Source organism: Spirillospora sp. CA-142024, assembly GCF_050942325.1.
Classification (GTDB): domain Bacteria; phylum Actinomycetota; class Actinomycetes; order Streptosporangiales; family Streptosporangiaceae; genus Spirillospora.
Genome location: NZ_CP192077.1, coordinates 4,008,525 through 4,027,165, shown reverse-complemented (window position 1 = coordinate 4,027,165; position 18,641 = coordinate 4,008,525). Strand labels below are relative to the sequence as shown.

Annotated in this window: 14 protein-coding genes and 3 rRNA genes; 5 read left to right on the top strand and 12 right to left on the bottom strand. The window is 67.7% G+C overall.

Annotation, left to right across the window (positions count from 1 at the left end; translation table 11 throughout):
* Position 1: 1 nt before the first annotated feature.
* On the bottom strand, positions 2-568 hold the full coding sequence (locus tag ACQPZP_RS19480) for a DinB family protein (RefSeq protein WP_433479016.1): 567 nt from the start codon (positions 566-568) through the stop codon (positions 2-4).
* 86 nt (positions 569-654) lie between these two features.
* On the opposite strand from ACQPZP_RS19480, the gene ACQPZP_RS19475 reads away from it, so the two are divergent.
* The 5 genes from ACQPZP_RS19475 to ACQPZP_RS19455 all read left to right on the top strand — a co-directional run bounded on the left by ACQPZP_RS19475 (position 655) and on the right by ACQPZP_RS19455 (position 4,908).
* Complete coding sequence (locus ACQPZP_RS19475; RefSeq protein ID WP_433479015.1) at positions 655-1,023, top strand: YciI family protein; 369 nt, start codon at positions 655-657, stop codon at positions 1,021-1,023.
* Positions 1,024-1,032: 9 nt separating this feature from the next.
* A complete protein-coding gene (locus ACQPZP_RS19470) occupies positions 1,033-1,575 on the top strand; it encodes a DUF1707 domain-containing protein (RefSeq protein WP_433479014.1) in 543 nt (180 codons plus the stop codon).
* A gap of 386 nt (positions 1,576-1,961) precedes the next feature.
* Complete coding sequence (locus tag ACQPZP_RS19465) at positions 1,962-3,512, top strand: phytoene desaturase family protein (protein ID WP_433479013.1); 1,551 nt, start codon at positions 1,962-1,964, stop codon at positions 3,510-3,512.
* Entirely contained in the window at positions 3,509-4,288 is a 780-nt protein-coding gene (locus tag ACQPZP_RS19460) for a fatty acid desaturase family protein (protein ID WP_433479012.1), read from the top strand. The genes ACQPZP_RS19465 and ACQPZP_RS19460 overlap by 4 nt, the downstream gene beginning before the upstream one ends.
* A 5-nt stretch (positions 4,289-4,293) precedes the next feature.
* On the top strand, positions 4,294-4,908 hold the full coding sequence (locus ACQPZP_RS19455; RefSeq protein WP_433479011.1) for a TetR/AcrR family transcriptional regulator: 615 nt from the start codon (positions 4,294-4,296) through the stop codon (positions 4,906-4,908).
* A 42-nt stretch (positions 4,909-4,950) separates the two neighbouring features.
* Here ACQPZP_RS19455 and rrf read toward each other — a convergent pair.
* The 11 genes from rrf to argB all read right to left on the bottom strand — a co-directional run bounded on the left by rrf (position 4,951) and on the right by argB (position 18,629).
* A 5S ribosomal RNA gene (rrf, locus tag ACQPZP_RS19450) occupies positions 4,951-5,067 on the bottom strand.
* 155 nt (positions 5,068-5,222) lie between these two features.
* Positions 5,223-8,334, bottom strand: a 23S ribosomal RNA gene (locus tag ACQPZP_RS19445).
* A 417-nt stretch (positions 8,335-8,751) separates the two neighbouring features.
* A 16S ribosomal RNA gene (locus ACQPZP_RS19440) occupies positions 8,752-10,272 on the bottom strand.
* The 16S, 23S and 5S rRNA genes sit together here, the layout of an rRNA operon.
* Before the next feature lie 623 nt (positions 10,273-10,895).
* A complete protein-coding gene (tyrS, locus tag ACQPZP_RS19435) occupies positions 10,896-12,173 on the bottom strand; it encodes a tyrosine--tRNA ligase (protein ID WP_433479010.1) in 1,278 nt (425 codons plus the stop codon).
* Positions 12,174-12,256: 83 nt separating this feature from the next.
* Positions 12,257-12,712, bottom strand: coding sequence for a hypothetical protein (locus tag ACQPZP_RS19430; protein WP_433479009.1), 456 nt, complete (start codon positions 12,710-12,712; stop codon positions 12,257-12,259).
* Complete coding sequence (locus ACQPZP_RS19425) at positions 12,705-13,340, bottom strand: DNA-3-methyladenine glycosylase (protein WP_433479008.1); 636 nt, start codon at positions 13,338-13,340, stop codon at positions 12,705-12,707. The genes ACQPZP_RS19430 and ACQPZP_RS19425 overlap by 8 nt, the downstream gene beginning before the upstream one ends.
* Before the next feature lie 105 nt (positions 13,341-13,445).
* On the bottom strand, positions 13,446-14,864 hold the full coding sequence (argH, locus tag ACQPZP_RS19420) for an argininosuccinate lyase (RefSeq protein ID WP_433479007.1): 1,419 nt from the start codon (positions 14,862-14,864) through the stop codon (positions 13,446-13,448).
* 147 nt (positions 14,865-15,011) lie between these two features.
* Complete coding sequence (locus tag ACQPZP_RS19415) at positions 15,012-15,551, bottom strand: arginine repressor (protein ID WP_433470011.1); 540 nt, start codon at positions 15,549-15,551, stop codon at positions 15,012-15,014.
* Between the two features lie 8 nt (positions 15,552-15,559).
* Positions 15,560-16,477, bottom strand: a complete 918-nt coding sequence (gene argF / locus ACQPZP_RS19410; RefSeq protein ID WP_433479006.1) for an ornithine carbamoyltransferase — start codon at positions 16,475-16,477, stop codon at positions 15,560-15,562.
* 11 nt (positions 16,478-16,488) lie between these two features.
* Entirely contained in the window at positions 16,489-17,673 is a 1,185-nt protein-coding gene (locus ACQPZP_RS19405; protein ID WP_433479005.1) for an acetylornithine transaminase, read from the bottom strand.
* Positions 17,670-18,629: an acetylglutamate kinase gene (argB, locus tag ACQPZP_RS19400; protein WP_433479639.1), complete on the bottom strand. Its 960-nt coding sequence runs from the start codon at positions 18,627-18,629 to the stop codon at positions 17,670-17,672. The genes ACQPZP_RS19405 and argB overlap by 4 nt, the downstream gene beginning before the upstream one ends.
* Between the last annotated feature and the right edge of the window lie 12 nt (positions 18,630-18,641).

The following is an 18,641-nucleotide window of genomic DNA, read 5'->3' as shown; positions in this document are numbered from 1 at the left end:
GTTAGGCCCCTTCCCGGCCCTGGAGGTAGAGGTCGCGGAGCAGCGCGATCTCGGCCCCGTGGTGGATGACCTCGCGATTGATGTGCAGGACCAGCGCGGCGAGCGGGAAATCCTCGTACGGCGCCTCGGCCGGGCCGCTGGGACGGGCCAGGTCGTCGGGGCCGAGGCTCCGGACGCCGTCCAGCCAGGCCGCGTATCCGGCGTCGAGCTGGGTGAGAGCCTCGCCGGCGGATCCCGCATAGCGGAAGGACCCGTAGTCGACCGGCGGCCCGCCGAAGTGCCCGGCGACCCGCATGCCGAGCACGCCCACGATGATGTGCCCGAGCCGCCAGGCGATGGACGTCACCGGGGCGGGGTCGGGTTCGGGGTAGGCGTAGTCGATCACGTACTCCCCCGCCCCTGCGGCCATCGGGCTCCTCGCTTCGCCGCGCGGGCGGACACTCCACCCCCCGGGCACGGGCTCCCAGAAGTACTCGTCATCGGTCAGGCCGTCCAGGCGTGGCCTCAGCTGGTGGAGCCAATGCCAGTCGAGCTGCTCCGCCAGCTGGTCGCTCCAGTCGATGCCCATCACAGCAGGATAGGCAGCCGCACACCGGCCCGGCGGTCGTTGACTGGCAGACTTGCCGATCAGCGGACGAAGATCGGGGAGGTCGAGTGCTGCATCTGCTGCGGCTGGAGTACACGGGTTCGGAACAGGCGGCCGAACCGCATGTCGCCGGGCACGTGGCCTTCCTCGAACGGCACCATGCCGCCGGCACGTTCGTCCTCTCCGGGCAGACCATCCCCTCATCAGAGGGCGGCCTCATCATCGCCGTCGGCGTCGACCGCCAAGGCGCGGAGGAGATCGCCGCCGAGGACCCCTTCGTCAAGGCGGCTGTCGCCCGCTACCGCATCACCACCATCGCGCCCGGACGCACCCACCCGTCCCTGGCCGCTCTCCTCGGCGGCCGGATCACCCCTCGGCCCGACGACCGCGCACCTTCGGGCGATCATGGACATGATGACCAACGGCAGGCGCACTAGAGTGCAACGGTGACCCCCTTGCCAGAAGACCCGTCGTCGCCGGTCGGTGAAGACGACCGCGAAACGGCCGTGCGGCGCCTGCAGGAGGCGTACGGCGAAGGGCACATCTCGCACGAGGAGATGGACGAGCTCCTCGACCGGGTGCTGACCGCCAAGACACGCGGCGAGCTCGGGACGGCTCTGGCCTCGCTTCCGCCGGAGAAACCGGGCACCACGTCCACGATCGCCGTCCTCAGCGGCCGGATCCAGCGTCGCGGCGCATGGCGGGTGCCGCGGACCCTCAAGGTCGAGTCCGCGTTCGGAAGGGTGCACCTCGACCTGTCCCGGGCGGTCATCGAGCATCCGGTGGTCGACATCGAGGTGCGGCTGGGCACCGGCAGGGCGAAGATCACGGTGCCGCGCGACGCGGTCGTCGACATCGAGGAGCTGCGCACCGTGTGGAAGGACTCGCTCTACAAGCCGAGGCGGCACTCCGGCCCCGGCGGGCCGAGGATCCGGATCACCGGGACCATGGGGTTCGGCCGGTTGAAGATCCGCCACGCACGGCGTTGAGGCCCCGGCCCGCACCAGACCACCCGTCCGGCACTATCACGTTTCCGACCGACCGCCCGCAGCGCCGTGATCTGCAGGAGGTTCGCGTGTCGGCGTGACCGGGATTCCCCGGCGGTCGGTGCGGTATCGCCGAACGACCTGACTCCCGTCGGAAGGGGTTCGCACCGAGCGGCGTACGTGCTGTTCACCTGCCGGTTCGTCCGCGAGAGGCGGCACCGCCGGACGGTCGCCGCATCATTCCGGCATCGGCGCATGGGGCCGGACTCTCGTTCAGGCCGCCGACCAGGGGTTCGCGGCTTGGGCCGTTCATTTGAGGACCGGGCCGCCTCCGGCCATCCGCGATTTCCGGCATTGACGGCGCACCGGTCCGGACGGACTCTGAACTCATGTTCAGAACAGATGTTCAGGAAAGGCGCCCACGGCGGGCGGCGGCACGGTTTCCGGCGTCGTGCGAGGTCGCCGTGCTGGGCGGAGGGCTCGCCGGGATGGCGACGGCGGCCCGGTTGCAGGCGGCGGGCGTGTCCACGGTCGTCGTCGAGGCGCACGGGCATGTCGGCGGCTGCGCCGGCTACTACCGGCGGCGCGGGTTCTCGTTCGACGTGGGCGCGACGACGATGGTCGACTTCGAGCCCGGCGGGGTCGGGGCCGAACTGCTCGCCGGCATCGGCATGGACCCGGTTCCGGGCGAGGCCCTCCCCGGCTACGTCGGCTGGCTCCCGGACCGCAAGGTGACCCTCTACCGCGACACCCTCGCCTGGCACCGCGAGCGGTTGCGCGTCCTCGGCGACAGTGCCGCGCACCGCGCCTTCTGGACGCGGCTCGACCGGCTCGCGCAGGTGTCCTGGGACGCGAGCCGCGCCGGGGTCCGCCTGCCGATGCGGCGTCCCGCGGACATGCTCCACAACCTGCGCGCTCTCGGCCCGCGCGGAATCCCCCTCGCCCGCCACCTGAACACCACTCTCGGGGACGCCCTCGTCCGGCACGGCCTTCGCGACGACAAGCCGCTGACCGGGCTGCTGTCGATGCTGGTGGAGGACACCGTGCACAGCACCGTTGACCGGGCCCCGCTCATCAACGCGGCGCTGGGCGTCACCATCCGCGGCGCCGGGCTCACCCGCGCGGACGGCGGGATGCGCGGCTTCTGGCGCCGTTTCCTCGCGCACTACCGCGGGATGGGCGGGCGGCTCGTCGTCGGCTGCCGCGCCGACCGGGTCACCGGACGGGCCGGGGCGTTCGACGTCCACACGAGGCTCGGCGTCCTCCATGCGCGGCAGGTGGTGAGCGCACTGCCCGCCGCGACCACCGCCCGCGTCGTCCCCGACCTCGCGCGGCCGCTCCGCCCCTACCTGGAGCGGGACGCCGGGGACATGGGCGGTGCGATCGTCGTCTTCCTCGGCGTCCCGGAGGACGAGGTCGCCGGCCAGGAGTTCACCCACCACCAGCTGCTCCAGGACTACGACCGGCCGCTCGGCGACGGCAACAACATGTTCGTGTCGGTGTCGGCGCCCGGTGACACCGACAGCGCACCGGCCGGCGAACGCGCCGTGATGATCTCCACGCACACCGGGCTGGCGGATTGGGAGGGGCTGCCGGACGCCGACTACGAGGTCCGCAAGCGGGCGACCGGGGAGCGCCTCGTCAGCCTGGCCCGTCGTGTCCATCCGAACCTCGGTGAGCGGGCCCGGGTGTGGGAGGTCGGCACGCCCCGCTCGTACGAGCGTTTCGCGTTCCGGCCGGGCGGTGCGGTCGGCGGCCCTCACCAGTCACCGCGGAACGCCAACCAGAACGCGGTCCCGCATTCGCTCGGTGTGCCGGGGCTCTGGCTCGTCGGTGACTCGACCTGGCCCGGGCTCGGCACCGTCGCGTGCGCGCTCGGCAGCAGGATCGTCGCGGACGAGGTTCTCAGGGCCGGTCGCAGAACGGGGTCGTACCGATGATCCCAAAGCTCTCCGAACTGGGCTCTGACCTGCTCGTCACCACACCGCGTCGGCGCATCCTCACCTTGTCTCTGCCGTATGTCGGCATCGCGCTCTTCGCGGTCGCCTGGGGCGCCGGATGGTGGTGGCTGACTCCCCCGATCACCTTCGGGATCTTCGTGGCGGTTGTCACGGCGACGCATGACGTCGTCCACCGTTCCCTCGGCCTCGGCCGGCGTGCGACGGAGTGGGCGCTGTTCCTCCTCGGCGCGGTCCTGCTGGAGAGCGGCCACGCCTACCGGGCGACGCACTTGCAGCACCACCGCACCTTCCCCAGCGATGAGGATCCAGAGGGCTACCCGGCCAACCTGTCCGCGGTGGGTGCGGTGCTCTACGGACCGGTCTTCCTCGCCCGCCTGTGGCTCTGGGCCTTCCGCCGCGCCGCCCTGGGGCAGCGCCTGTGGCTGCTGGCCGAGGCGGCTCTGCCCTTCGCGGCGGTCGGCGCCGGAATGCTCCTGTGGCGGGGGCTGCTCGTGTACGCCGCGCTGGTGATCGTGGGAAGCTGGGTCTATCCGCTGCTGACCGTCCATCTGCCGCACCGGCATTACGGGGACACGCCGCTCACGCAGACGCACACTCTGCGCGGACGAGTCGTTCCCGCGCTCTTCCTGGAGTTGACGTACCACTTGGAGCACCATCTCTACCCGCAGGTGCCGAGCCACCATCTGGCACGTCTCGCGCGACGCCTCGACCCGGTCCTCGCCGAGGCGGGCGTACGGCCGTGGAAGGTGATCTGACAGGCATGGCGCCACGCGCGGAAGCGAGGAAACGTCTCCTCGAAGCGGCCGTTCGGACGCTCGCCGCGGAGGGCTACGGCGGGACGACCGCCCGCTCGATCGCCAAGACGGGCGGCTTCGCACCGGGCGTCATCTACTACCACTTCGAAGATCTTGAGGACCTTCTCGTCGCCGCGTTGCGCGACACGAGCCAGGCCCGCAGGGAGCGCTACGAAGAGGCGCTGGGTTCCTGCGCGGACGCCACGGAACTGCTGGCCGATCTCCGCGAGCTGTACGCCGAGGACATGCGGGATCAGGGGCACATCGATGCCGTCCAGGAGCTCTTCAGAGCATCGTCGGCGTCTCCTCGTCTCCGCAACGAACTCCTCGCCCATGTCGAATCCTGGTCCGAGTTCGCCGCCGCCACCATTCGCCGGCTCGTCGCGGGAACGACATTGGAAAGCCTGGTCCCGTCCCGCGATCTCGGGATGATCGCGGTCGCCATGTTCCTCGGTATCCAGACCCTCAGCCACCTGGACGGCGACCGATCCCGTATCGAGTCGCTCTTCAATACCGCGGAGCCTGCCGCGCTCCTCTGGGATGCCTTCGCTGGACGCGGCGATTCCCTCGCCGAGAAATGAGAAAGGCCCCGCCGGTATCGGCGGGGCCTTTCTGCAATATGAGTCCGGCGGTGTCCTACTCTCCCACACAGTCTCCCATGCAGTACCATCGGCGCTGAAGGGCTTAACTTCCGGGTTCGGGATGGGACCGGGTGTTTCCCCCTCGCCAAAACCACCGAACGACCAACCCCCAACACCCCAGCAGGGGTGCGGGAAGAATCCGTCCGAGCAACCAAGGCTCGATCATTCTATTATACGCGGGTTCCCGGTTGTTTCCTGGGAACCACACAGGGACGCGAACACTTCTACGCAGCGAGATGCTTTGAACGTTCAGTGTGTTCAAGCCACTCGGCCTATTAGTACCGGTCGACTCCACACGTCACCGTGCTTCCATCTCCAGCCTATCAACCCGGTCGTCTACCGGGGGCCTTACACCCCTTTAACAGGGTGGGAGAACTCATCTCGAGGAAGGCTTCCCGCTTAGATGCTTTCAGCGGTTATCCCGACCGAACGTAGCCAACCAGCCGTGCCCCTGGCGGGACAACTGGCACACCAGAGGTTCGTCCGTCCCGGTCCTCTCGTACTAGGGACAGACCCTCTCAATTCTCCTACGCGCACAGCGGATAGGGACCGAACTGTCTCGCGACGTTCTAAACCCAGCTCGCGTGCCGCTTTAATGGGCGAACAGCCCAACCCTTGGGACCTACTCCAGCCCCAGGATGCGACGAGCCGACATCGAGGTGCCAAACCATCCCGTCGATATGGACTCTTGGGGAAGATCAGCCTGTTATCCCCGGGGTACCTTTTAGCCGTTGAGCGACACCACTTCCACACGTAGGTGCCGGATCACTAGGCCCTGCTTTCGCACCTGCTCGACACGTCCGTCTCACAGTCAAGCTCCCTTGTGCCCTTGCACTCGCCACCTGATTGCCAACCAGGCTGAGGGAACCTTTGGGCGCCTCCGTTACACTTTAGGAGGCAACCGCCCCAGTTAAACTACCCACCAGGCACTGTCCCCCACCCGGATACACGGGTGCGGGTTAGACGCTCAAAACGACCAGAGTGGTATTTCACCAACGACTCCACCCAAACTGGCGTCTGGGCTTCACAGTCTCCCACCTATCCTACACAAGACGCTTCAGGCGCCAATGCCAAGCTGTAGTGAAGGTCCCGGGGTCTTTCCGTCCTGCTGCGCGAAACGAGCATCTTTACTCGTACTGCAATTTCGCCGGGCCTGTGGTTGAGACAGCGGGGAAGTCGTTACGCCATTCGTGCAGGTCGGAACTTACCCGACAAGGAATTTCGCTACCTTAGGATGGTTATAGTTACCACCGCCGTTTACCGGCGCTTAGATTCTCAGCCTCGACACCCGAAAGCGTCTAACCGGTCCTCTTAACGTTCCGGCACCGGGCAGGCGTCAGTCCGTATACAGCGTCTTACGACTTCGCACGGACCTGTGTTTTTAGTAAACAGTCGCTTCCCCCTGGCCTCTGCGACCCCACCCAGCTCCCCGTGCAAGACGGTTCACCAGGCGTGGTCCCCCTTCTCCCAAAGTTACGGGGGCAATTTGCCGAGTTCCTTAACCACAGTTCACCCGATCGCCTTGGTATTCTCTACCTGACCACCTGAGTCGGTTTAGGGTACGGGCCGCCGATACACTCGCTAGAGGCTTTTCTCGACAGCATGGGATCACTCACTTCACCTAAAACGGCTCGGCATCACATCTCACCCTTAACGCGCCACGGATTTACCTGCAGCGCGGGCTACATGCTTACCCCAGGACAACCATCGCCTGGGCTGAGCTACCCTCCTGCGTCACCCCATCACTCACCTACTACCCCCTCGGGCCGACCGCTAGGCCCAGGACAAGCCCGAAGGCTCAACCCAGGATTCGGGGTCTTAGCATCAGAGGGTTCAGCGTTGGCGCATACCAGCGGGTACGGGAATATCAACCCGTTGTCCATCGACTACGCCTGTCGGCCTCGCCTTAGGTCCCGACTTACCCTGGGCGGATTAGCCTGCCCCAGGAACCCTTGGTCATCCGGCGCACACGTTTCTCACGTGTGATTCGCTACTCATGCCTGCATTCTCACTCCCGCAGCCTCCACCACTCGATCACTCGGCGGCTTCACCGGCTACAGGACGCTCCCCTACCCATCACACCCCGAAGGGATGCAATGCCACGGTTTCGGCGGTGTGCTTGAGCCCCGCTACATTGTCGGCGCGGAATCACTTGACCAGTGAGCTATTACGCACTCTTTCAAGGATGGCTGCTTCTAAGCCAACCTCCTGGTTGTCACGGCAACTCCACATCCTTTCCCACTTAGCACACGCTTAGGGGCCTTAACCGATGATCTGGGCTGTTTCCCTCTCGACTACGAAGCTTATCCCCCGCAGTCTCACTGCCACGCTCTCACTTACCGGCATTCGGAGTTTGGCTGACGTCAGTAACCTTGTAGGGCCCATCAGCCATCCAGTAGCTCTACCTCCGGCAAGAAACACGCAACGCTGCACCTAAATGCATTTCGGGGAGAACCAGCTATCACGGAGTTTGATTGGCCTTTCACCCCTAACCACAGGTCATCCCCCAGGTTTTCAACCCTGGTGGGTTCGGGCCTCCACACCGTCTTACCGGCGCTTCACCCTGCCCATGGCTAGATCACCCCGCTTCGGGTCTACAGCATGCGACTAAAAACGCCCTATTCAGACTCGCTTTCGCTACGGCTACCCGCCACCGGTTAACCTCGCCACACACCATAACTCGCAGGCTCATTCTTCAAAAGGCACGCCATCACGAACACCACCCGAAGGCAGTGAGGACGCTCTGACGGCTTGTAGGCACACGGTTTCAGGTACTATTTCACGACCCCTCACCGGGGCACTTTTCACCTTTCCCTCACGGTACTAGTCCGCTATCGGTCACCAGGAAGTATTCAGCCTTACCACGTGGTCGTGGCAGATTCACACGGGATTTCACGGGCCCCGTGCTACTCGGGAACACACCCAGAAGCCACCCAGATTTCGTCTACCGGACTCTCACCGTCTACGGTCGGCCATCCCAAGCCGTTCAACTATCCGAGCAGTTTATAACTCCTTGACCCAGCGGCAGCTGGACCCGGATGGTCCCACAACCCCGCACACGCAACGCCTGCCGGCTATCACACGCGCACGGTTTAGGCTCCTCCGCTTTCGCTCACCACTACTCACGGAATCACAATTGTTTTCTCTTCCTGCGGGTACTGAGATGTTTCACTTCCCCGCGTTCCCACCAACCTGCCTATACATTCAGCAGGCGGCGACACCCCATGACGAGTGCCAGGTTTCCCCATTCGGAAATCCCCGGATCAAAGTCTGGTTGCCGACTCCCCGAGGCATATCGCAGGCTCCCACGTCCTTCATCGGCTCCTGATGCCAAGGCATCCACCGTATGCCCTAAAAAACTTGAACACACAAAACGATCAAAACAAATCGCAGATGAGAATCCATGACCCAAAAGAGCCACATCATCCCACCAGAGATGCTCGCGTCCACTGTGCAGTTCTCAAAAAACAACCGGGCCCACCAAAACCACACCCCAATCAAGGAATGTGGTCCTGGTCCCGCGATCCAGAGGCACCCGGGCTCGCGCCCGTTCCCTCAGGACCCAACAGCGTGCCCACCAGACCCCCCACCCGAACCCGCCGTTCCCACTCCCCCAAGCCGAAGCTTCAGGGCGGTACTTGCCGGGCCGCGTAAGCGACCTGATGAATAGCCAGTGCTCCACATCTATGAGCAGCCACCTGACAGACACTCGCTGCCAACGGTGGCCACCGACCTGAGCCTTCCCGGAAGGGAAGCAGCCCGGGCCAGCTGTGTGCTCCTTAGAAAGGAGGTGATCCAGCCGCACCTTCCGGTACGGCTACCTTGTTACGACTTCGTCCCAATCGCCGGCCCCACCTTCGACCGCTCCCCCCACACAAGGTGGTTGGGCCACGGGCTTCGGGTGTTGCCGACTTTCGTGACGTGACGGGCGGTGTGTACAAGGCCCGGGAACGTATTCACCGCAGCGTTGCTGATCTGCGATTACTAGCGACTCCGACTTCACGAAGTCGAGTTGCAGACTTCGATCCGAACTGAGACCGGCTTTAAGGGATTCGCTCCACCTCACGGTATCGCAGCCCTCTGTACCGGCCATTGTAGCATGTTTGCAGCCCAAGACATAAGGGGCATGATGACTTGACGTCATCCCCACCTTCCTCCGAGTTGACCCCGGCGGTCTCCCATGAGTCCCCACCATAACGTGCTGGCAACATGGAACGAGGGTTGCGCTCGTTGCGGGACTTAACCCAACATCTCACGACACGAGCTGACGACAGCCATGCACCACCTGTCACCGGCCCAAAAAGGACCCACCATCTCTGATGGTTTTCCGGCGATGTCAAGCCTTGGTAAGGTTCTTCGCGTTGCGTCGAATTAAGCAACATGCTCCGCCGCTTGTGCGGGCCCCCGTCAATTCCTTTGAGTTTTAGCCTTGCGGCCGTACTCCCCAGGCGGGGCGCTTAATGCGTTAGCTACGGCGCGGAATCCGTGGAAGAACCCCACACCTAGCGCCCAACGTTTACGGCGTGGACTACCAGGGTATCTAATCCTGTTCGCTCCCCACGCTTTCGCTCCTCAGCGTCAGTACAGGCCCAGAGAACCGCCTTCGCCACCGGTGTTCCTCCCGATATCTGCGCATTTCACCGCTACACCGGGAATTCCATTCTCCCCTACCTGCCTCTAGTCTGCCCGTATCCACCGCAGACCCACGGTTAAGCCGTGGGCTTTCACGACAGACGCGACAAACCGCCTACGAGCTCTTTACGCCCAATAATTCCGGACAACGCTTGCGCCCTACGTATTACCGCGGCTGCTGGCACGTAGTTAGCCGGCGCTTCTTCTGCAGGTACCGTCACGTTAGCTTCGTCCCTGCTGAAAGAGGTTTACAACCCGAAGGCCGTCATCCCTCACGCGGCGTCGCTGCGTCAGGCTTCCGCCCATTGCGCAATATTCCCCACTGCTGCCTCCCGTAGGAGTCTGGGCCGTGTCTCAGTCCCAGTGTGACCGGTCGCCCTCTCAGGCCGGTTACCCGTCGTCGCCTTGGTAGGCCATCACCCCACCAACAAGCTGATAGGCCGCGAGCCCAACCCTGACCGAAAAACTTTCCACCACCGACCATGCGATCGGAGGTCATATCCGGTATTAGACCCGGTTTCCCAGGCTTATCCCAAAGTCAGGGGCAGGTTGCTCACGTGTTACTCACCCGTTCGCCGCTCGAGTACCCCCGAAGGGGCCTTTCCGCTCGACTTGCATGTGTTAAGCACGCCGCCAGCGTTCGTCCTGAGCCAGGATCAAACTCTCCATCAAGGTTCGAACGACCAACCAGGGGGCGAACCCCAGCCGGCCAAACCTCAGGAAACAATCCCAGCACCACACAGACCCCCACAGGGGCCGTGCATTGCCTCAAAGAAATCCCCGACCATCCCAAAAGGAACAGCCACGGGGCGACCCGGCCAACAAAAACAGACGGGCCGATAAAGGCACTGGCTTTTAACACGCTGTTGAGTTCTCAAGAAACGGACACCCACCGCGCCGAACCCCTGCTCCCGCAGGCCCCGGCTCCGGGGCAACCCCTCAATCCTACCCGATCCGTCCCGTTCGTCCAACTTTGGGGCGGTTCGGCCCTTACATCTCTTTAGGGCGCGACAAGTCTCGCCCAGCTCGGTCTGTAGAGGGTTCCCCTCGGGGCCGGCCGCCTGTCGGCGTCCCGCTCCCCCGTGGGGCGTGTAGAACATTAGATCTCGCCGACAGGACCGTCAAATCGACCCCCGCCGGGCGCGAATCCGCAGGTCACATGCTGTTTTCCGGCTTCAAAGTATGCCCTCGCACGGCCCGCCGTAACCGCACTGTGACGTGTATCTACCGAAGTTTGCCCCCGATATTGCGACCGCCCGCCCGGAACGGCTCCGGACGGGCGGCCACAGGGCACGTCAGGACGCGGTCACCTCGACGCCGCCCACGTTCCGCTTCCCGCGACGCAGGACGAGGAAGCGGCCGTGGAGCAGGTCGCCGGTCCCCGGCGCGGCTTCCTCCGACTCGACCTTGGCGTTGTTGAGGTAGGCACCGCCCTGGGCGATGGCGCGGCGTGCCTCGGACTTGCTCTTGCACAGGCCGGACGCCACCAGCAGATCCACGACGGTCGGCAGCTCCCCGGCGGGGACCTCCGTGCGGGGCACTTCGGCGAGGGCGGCCTTGAGCGTCCGCTCGTCCAGCTCCTCCAGGGCGCCCTGCCCGAACAAGGCGCGGGAGGCGGCGATGACCCGGGCCGTCTCGTCCGCGCCGTGCACGAGCGTGGTCATCTCCTCGGCGAGCGCGCGCTGCGGGGCCCGCGCCGCCGGACGGTCGGCGCCCTGCTTGACCAGGTCCTCGATCTCCTCGCGGGGACGGAAGCTGAAGAACCTGAGGAACTGCTCCACGTCCCGGTCATCGGCGTTGATCCAGAACTGGTAGAACGCGTACGGCGAGGTCAGCTCCGGGTCGAGCCAGTAGGTCTCGCCGCCCGCCGTCTTGCCGAACTTGGACCCGTCCGCCTTGGTGAGAAGCGGCGTCGTCAGCGCGTGCGCGCTGCCGCCCGCGACCCGCCGGATGAGGTCCACGCCCGCGGTCAGGTTGCCCCACTGGTCGCTGCCGCCCGTCTGCAGCAGGCACCCGTGCCGCCGGTACAGCTCCAGGAAGTCCATCGACTGGAGCAGGACGTAGCTGAACTCGGTGTAGCTCATCCCCGTCGTGTCGAGCCGCGCCTTGACCGTCTCCCGGGCGAGCATCCGGTTGACCGGGAAGTGCTTGCCGATGTCGCGCAGGAACTCGATGGCCGACATCGGGCCCGTCCAGTCGAGGTTGCTGACCATCGTCGCGCCGGTCGGGCCGTCATGGAAGTCGAGGAACTTCGACACCTGCCCGCGGACCCGCTCGACCCAGCCCGCGACGGTCTCCTCCGAGTTCAGGACGCGTTCGGCGCTCTTCCCGCTCGGGTCGCCGATCAGGCCGGTCGCGCCGCCGACGAGGCCGATGGGCCGGTGGCCGGCCTTCTGGAAGCGCCGCAGCGTGAGGATCTGGATCAGGTTGCCCAGGTGCAGCGAGGGCGCCGTCGGGTCGAACCCGCAATACAGCGTGACCGGTCCCGCGGCGAGCAGTGCCCGCAGTTCGTCCAGGTCGGTGGACTGCGCGATCAGGCCGCGCCACGCGAGATCGTCCAGGATGTCGGTCACGGTCTCCCTCGTCTCCGGCTTGCTTTCCGTCTTTCCGTTCGCCCACCAGGCTGCACGGCGGGCGCGTGTCACGCCAACGATATTCAACGGCCGCCGACGAAGTGGCGGGCGGGAACGAACACCTCGTGCCCGGATGTGAACGTCACCCGGACGCCCTTCTCGTCCCATGTCGCGTCGGCGATGACGGGCCGCTGATCGTCCAGCCCGAACCCCAGCCGGACGAAGTGCCCGTAGCCGAGGTCAGGGTAACGGCCCGTATACAGCTCATAGCTCTGATGCCTGCCGAAGACCCAGCTGCGCGTGTGGACGAGGCCGGCGTAGTGCGTGCTGCCGTCCTCGTAATTCACGGACGCCGGCTGCCGCTCGACGTCGCCGAGGCGGGACGTCCGGTGAAGCGAGCCGTCGACGACCACGACGACCAGGAGCACGACGAACGCGACATAGCCCATGGCGCCCGCCAGAGCCCGTACCGCCCTCCGTCCCGGCGACGTCGCCGACGGTATGCCGACGCGGGGAACGGGTGGGGCGGGGTCAGTCATCGGCGGGGATCTTCTTCCGCTGCCGCGGAACGTGCGCGCGGTACGGGGAGACGGTCGGGTCTCCGTCGATCCAGAACCGCCACGGAACGTCCTTGGCGCCGTTGACACCGGTCCGGGGGCCGTTGCGGATCGACGCGGGATCGGCGGCCTCGCCTTGGCGGACGGTCATCGCACCGCCGGGCGTGCACACGTCCAGGCCGTTCTGCTCGCGGGCGACACCGAGGGCCTGGCAGAGCCGGGCCGGGCCGCGGGCCAGGTCACGGACGGTCGAGCGCGGCCGGCGTTCCCTGGCGATCTCCTCCCCCGCGATGATCTCGCCGGCGCGCAGGAGCACCGCCATGGACGTCCCGTCCGGTCCGCAGACCAGGTTCATGCAGAAGTGCATGCCGTAGGTGAAGTACACGTAGACGTACCCGGGCGGCCCGAACATCACCGCGTTGCGCTGCGTCCGTCCCCGATAGGCGTGGGAGGCGGGGTCCAGAGGACCCGCGTACGCCTCCACCTCGGTGAGCCGTGCGGCGACCTCGCCTTCGGGGGTCCGGTGCGTGATCACATGCCCCAGCAGTGCGGGAGCGACCTCGTCCACCGGGCGGTCGAAGAACTTCCGTGGCAGCAACGCTCCGTCCATCGCCTCACCGTCATCTAGGGGACAGTCCGCCGACAGCCTAGGGGGCCTCCGGCGTCGCGGCGGCCGTCCCGCTCCACCGGGGGCGCGGAACGGCGGACGGCCGCCTCAGGAGTCGGAGCCCGCGGCCCAGGCGGCGTGCTCGTTGACCAGCGTGCGCAGCACGCCGATCTGCTCGCGGACGCGGTCGGGGGCAGTCCCCCCGTAGGCCTTGCGCGACGCCAGGGCGCCCTGGACGTTCAGCACCTCGCGGACGTCCGGCGTCAGATGCGGCGACACCTTGCCGAGCTCCTCGTCGGTCAGGTCGTCGAAGTCCTTGTCGTTGACCTGGCACCAGACGACCAGGTGCCCGACGACCTCGTGGGCGTCGCGGAACGCCACGCCGCGCCGGACGAGCAGCTCGGCGAGGTCGGTGGCGAGGGCGAAGCCGTCCGGGGCGAGCGCCTCCAGCCGCTCGGTGTTGACCCGCATCGTCGCGATAAGTCCGGACATGGCGGGGAGGACGAGCAGCAGCGTCTCGACGGCGTCGAACGCGCCCTCCTTGTCCTCCTGGAGGTCGCGGTTGTAGGTGAGCGGCAGGCCCTTGAGCGTGGTGAGCAGGCCGACGAGATGGCCGATGAGGCGGCCGGCCTTGCCGCGCGCCAGCTCCGCGACGTCGGGGTTCTTCTTCTGCGGCATGATCGACGACCCGGTGGCATAGGTGTCGTCCATCTCGATCCAGCGAAACTCCTGCGACGCCCAGAGGCAGATCTCCTCGCCGAGGCGCGACAGGTGCACGCCGATCAGCGCGGCGGCGAAGAGGAACTCGGCGACGAAGTCGCGGTCGGCGACGGCGTCCATGGAGTTCGGGGCGGCGGCGTCGAAGCCCAGCTCGGCGGCGGTGGCCTGCGGGTCCAGCGGCAGGGAGGAGCCGGCGAGGGCGCCGGAGCCGAGGGGGGACACCGCGGCGCGCCGGTCCCAGTCGCGGAGCCGGTCGATGTCGCGGGTGAGCGGCTGGACGTGCGCGAGAAGCTGGTGGGAGAACAGTACGGGCTGGGCGTGCTGCAGGTGGGTCATGCCCGGTGCAGCGACGCCGAGGTTGTGCTCGGCCTGCGCGATGAGCGCGGTCTCCAGCTCGACCAGCCGGGAGACGATCTGGCGGGCGTGGTCGCGCAGGTAGAGGCGCAGGTCGGTGGCGACCTGGTCGTTGCGGCTGCGGCCGGCGCGCAGCTTACCGCCGAGGGCGCCGAGCCGCTCCAGCAGGCCGCGTTCGAGCGCGGTGTGCACGTCCTCGTCGGCGACGGCCGGCCGGAACTCCCCGGACCTCGCCGCCTCCTCCAGATCGTTCAGGGCACCGATCATGCGCTCCAGCTCGTCGTCGGTGAGCAGCCCCGCCCGGTTGAGGACGCGGGCGTGCGCGCGCGAGCCCATCAGGTCGTAGGGGGCGAGCCGCCAGTCGAACTGGACGCTCACCGAGAGCCGGGCGAGCGCGTCCGACGGGCCGCCTTCGAACCGGCCGCCCCACAGCCGCGTCGGTGCCTTGGTCACGGAAATCCTCTTCTTCCCACCGCTGAACGTTCGGTCGACTGCCATCTCACCACGTCGTCCCGGCGCGCGGCGCACGGACGCTCCGCGTGCGGGACGCCGCGGTCACGGCGCCCGCCACAGGGTACGGCGGTTCCGCCCCGCCGCGGGTCAGGACGGGCCGGGTTCGGGGCCGCCGGGCGGCCCCTGGCCTCGTCGTTCGCGCCCGCTGATCAGCCTGAGGAGCGCCTGCGCGACGTCCTCCCCGCCGTTCGGGTCGCGCGCGATGACGAGGATCGAGTCGTCGCCGGCGACGGTGCCGAGGATGGACGGCCATTCCGCGTGGTCGATCGCCGAGGCCAGGTACTGGGCTGCGCCCGGCGGGGTGCGCACCATGACCAGGTTCGCGGACGCCTCGGCCGAGACGAGTAGTTCCGCGGCGAGCCGGGAGAGCCGTCCGGTGAACGTCTCGGCCGCCCCGGTGCGGGCCCGCCGGATCCGCTCGCCGCCCTCTCCGGGCACGGCGTAGATCAGGCTGCCGTCGTCGGCGCGGAGCTTGACCGCGCCGATCTCCACCAGATCGCGCGAGAGCGTGGCCTGGGTGACCTCGACCCCCTCGTCGCCGAGCAGCTTGGCGAGCTCGCCCTGCGAGTGGACGGGATGCCGGGTCAGCAGCTCGATCACGCGGGCGTGCCGGGCGGCCTTGGTCATGGGAGTCGTCAAAGGGAGCGCTCCAGAAGCCAGATGAGCAGCGCCTTCTGGGCGTGCAGCCGGTTCTCGGCCTCGTCCCAGACCCTGCTCTGCGGACCGTCCAGGACGGACGCGGCGATCTCCTTGCCCCGGTAGGCGGGCAGGCAGTGCAGCACGATCGCCCCGGGGTCGGCGTCGGCGAGCAGGTCCTCGTCCACGGCGTACGGCTCGTACAGCGAGGTGTCCTTGCCGTCCTGCCCCATCGACACCCACGTGTCGGTCGCGAGGACGTCGGCCCCGGCGGCGGCCTGCCGGGCGTCGTCGGTGACCGTCACGGATCCGCCGGTCGCGGCGGCGATCTCGGTCGCGCGGGCCACGACGGCGGGGGCGGGGGGCAGCGACGCGGGGGCGCCGATCCGGACGTGCATCCCGGCGGTGGCGCAGCCGAGCAGGTAGGAGTGCGCCATGTTGTTGGCGCCGTCGCCGAAGTAGGCGAGCGTGACGCCGGCGAGGTCGCCCTTCGCCTCCCGGACGGTCTGCAGGTCGGCGAGGATCTGGCAGGGGTGGAACTCGTCGGTGAGGGCGTTGACGACCGGGACCCTGGTGCCGGCGGCCATCTCCTCGATGCGCTCCTGCCCGGCCGTCCGCCACACGATCGCGCTGACCTGCCGTTCGAGGACGCGCGCGGTGTCCGCGATCGTCTCGCCGCGGCCGAGCTGGCTCGTTCCGGCGTCCATCACGAGCGGGTTGCCGCCCAGCTCGGCGATGCCGGCGGCGAACGAGAGCCGGGTCCGGGTGGACGGCTTGTCGAACAGCACCGCCACCGACCGCGGGCCCTCCAGCGGCCTGTGGCCGAACCGGTCCTTCTTCACCGCGCCGGCGAGGTCGAGCACCTCGGCCTGTTCGGCGGGGGTGAGATCGTCGTCCCGGAGGAAGTGCCTGGTCACGGTCGGTTCTCCTACTCGGGTGAGGCGGCGTCGAGAATAGCGGGAAACGCGTCGGTGAACGAGCCCGCCTGCTCGGCGGTGAGGACCAGCGGGGGCGCGATCCGCAGCGCGTCCGGCTGGAGCGCGTTGATCAGGAAGCCGGCGTCGCGGGCGGCGGCCTCCACGGCGGGGGCGTGCGGCCCGGTGAGGACCGCCGCCCGCCACAGGCCGCGGCCGCGCACGCCTGCGAGCAGCGGATGCCCGACGGCGCCGAGCCCGGCCGCGAGGGTCTCCCCCACGGAGGCGGCGTTGGCGAGCAGCCCGTCCTTCTCGATCGTGGTGAGGACGGCGAGGGCCGCGGCCGCGCCCACCGGATTGCCGCCGAACGTGCTGCCGTGGTCGCCCTTGGCGAACAGGCCGCCGTGCGGGCTGAACGCGACGCACGCCCCGATCGGGAGCCCTCCGCCCAGTCCCTTGGCGAGGGTGAGCACGTCGGGCTTCGCGTTCTCGTGCTCGAACGCGAACCAAGTGCCGGTGCGGCCGATCGCGGACTGGATCTCGTCGGCGACGAACAGCGCCCCCGCCGCGTCGCAGATCCGGCGGACGGCGGCGAAGTACCCGTCCGGCGGCGGGACGACCCCGGCCTCGCCCTGCGTGGGTTCCAGGAAGACCGCGGCGCAGTCCTCGTCCACGGCGGCCTTCAGCGCCTCCGCGTCCCCGTACGGGACGAACCGGACATCGATCGCGAACGGCCCGAACGGCTCCCGGATCGCCGCCTTGCCCGTCAGGGACAGCGCGCCCAGGGTCCGGCCGTGGAAGCCGTTCTCCGCGGCCACGAAGTACGACCGCCCGTTCTGCTTCCCGTACTTGATGGCGAGCTTCAGCGCGCACTCGTTGGCCTCGGTGCCGCTGTTGGCGAGGAACACCCTGCCGTCCCCGCCGAGCAGCTCCAGCAGCCGCTCGGCGAGCAGCACCTCCGGCTCGTGCAGGAACAGGTTGGACGTGTGCGCCAGCGTCGCGACCTGCGACGACACCGCCTCCACGAGCGCCGGGTGGCCGTGCCCGAGCGAGCTGACCGCGATCCCGGCGATCAGGTCGAGGTACTCGCGGCCGCCGGCGTCCCACACCCGGCAGCCCTCGCCGCGCGCGAGCGCGACCGGCGGGACGCCGTAGTTCGGCATGAACGCGGCCTCGAACCGCGCCCTGAGGTCGCTCATGCCGTCACCCCCGCCGCATCCTGCTCGGCCGCGTCCTGCTCGACCACGTCCTGCTCGACCACGAGGGCGCCCGGGAGGCTGGGCAGCACCATCGTTCCGATCCCTTCGTCGGTGAAGATCTCCAGCAGCAGCGAGTGCGGGACGCGCCCGTCCAGCACGTGGGCCTGCGGGACTCCACCGCGCACCGCCGCCAGGCACGCCTCCATCTTCGGCACCATCCCGGCCGACAGCTCCGGCAGCAGGCCGGCCAGCTCGTCGGTGGTGAGCCGGTCGATCACGTCGTCGCTGTCGGGCCAGTCCGCGTAGAGGCCCTCGACGTCGGTGAGGACGACCAGCTTCGCCGCGTCCAGCGCGACGGCCAGCGCCGCGGCGACCGTGTCGGCGTTGACGTTGTAGACCTCGCCGTCGTCGCCGCGCGCGATGCTGGAGATCACCGGGACGCGGCCGTCGTCCAGCAGCGCCCGGACGGCGCCGACCTGCACCTCGACGATCTCGCCGACCTGGCCGATGTCGACGGCCTCGCCGTCCACGACCGCGTGCTTGCGCTCGGCGGTGAACAGGTTCGCGTCCTCGCCGGACATGCCGAGCGCGAACGGGCCGTGCCGGTTGATCAGCCCGACGACGTCCCGCTGCACCTGGCCGGTCAGCACCATCCGGACGACCTCCATGGCCTCCGGGGTGGTGACGCGCAGCCCGGCGGTGAACGTCGAGTCGATGCCGTTGCGGGCGAGCGCGGCGTTGATCTGCGGGCCGCCGCCGTGCACGATCACCGGCTTCAGCCCGGCGTAGCGCAGGAACACGATGTCCTCGGCGAACGAGTGCCGCAGTTCCTCGTCCGTCATCGCGTGGCCGCCGTACTTGATCACAACGGTCCGGCCGTGGAACCGCTCCAGCCACGGCAGCGCCTTGATCAGCGTCTCGGCCTTCGACATGACGCTCATCCGGTTCTTGCGCATCTCCGCACCGGA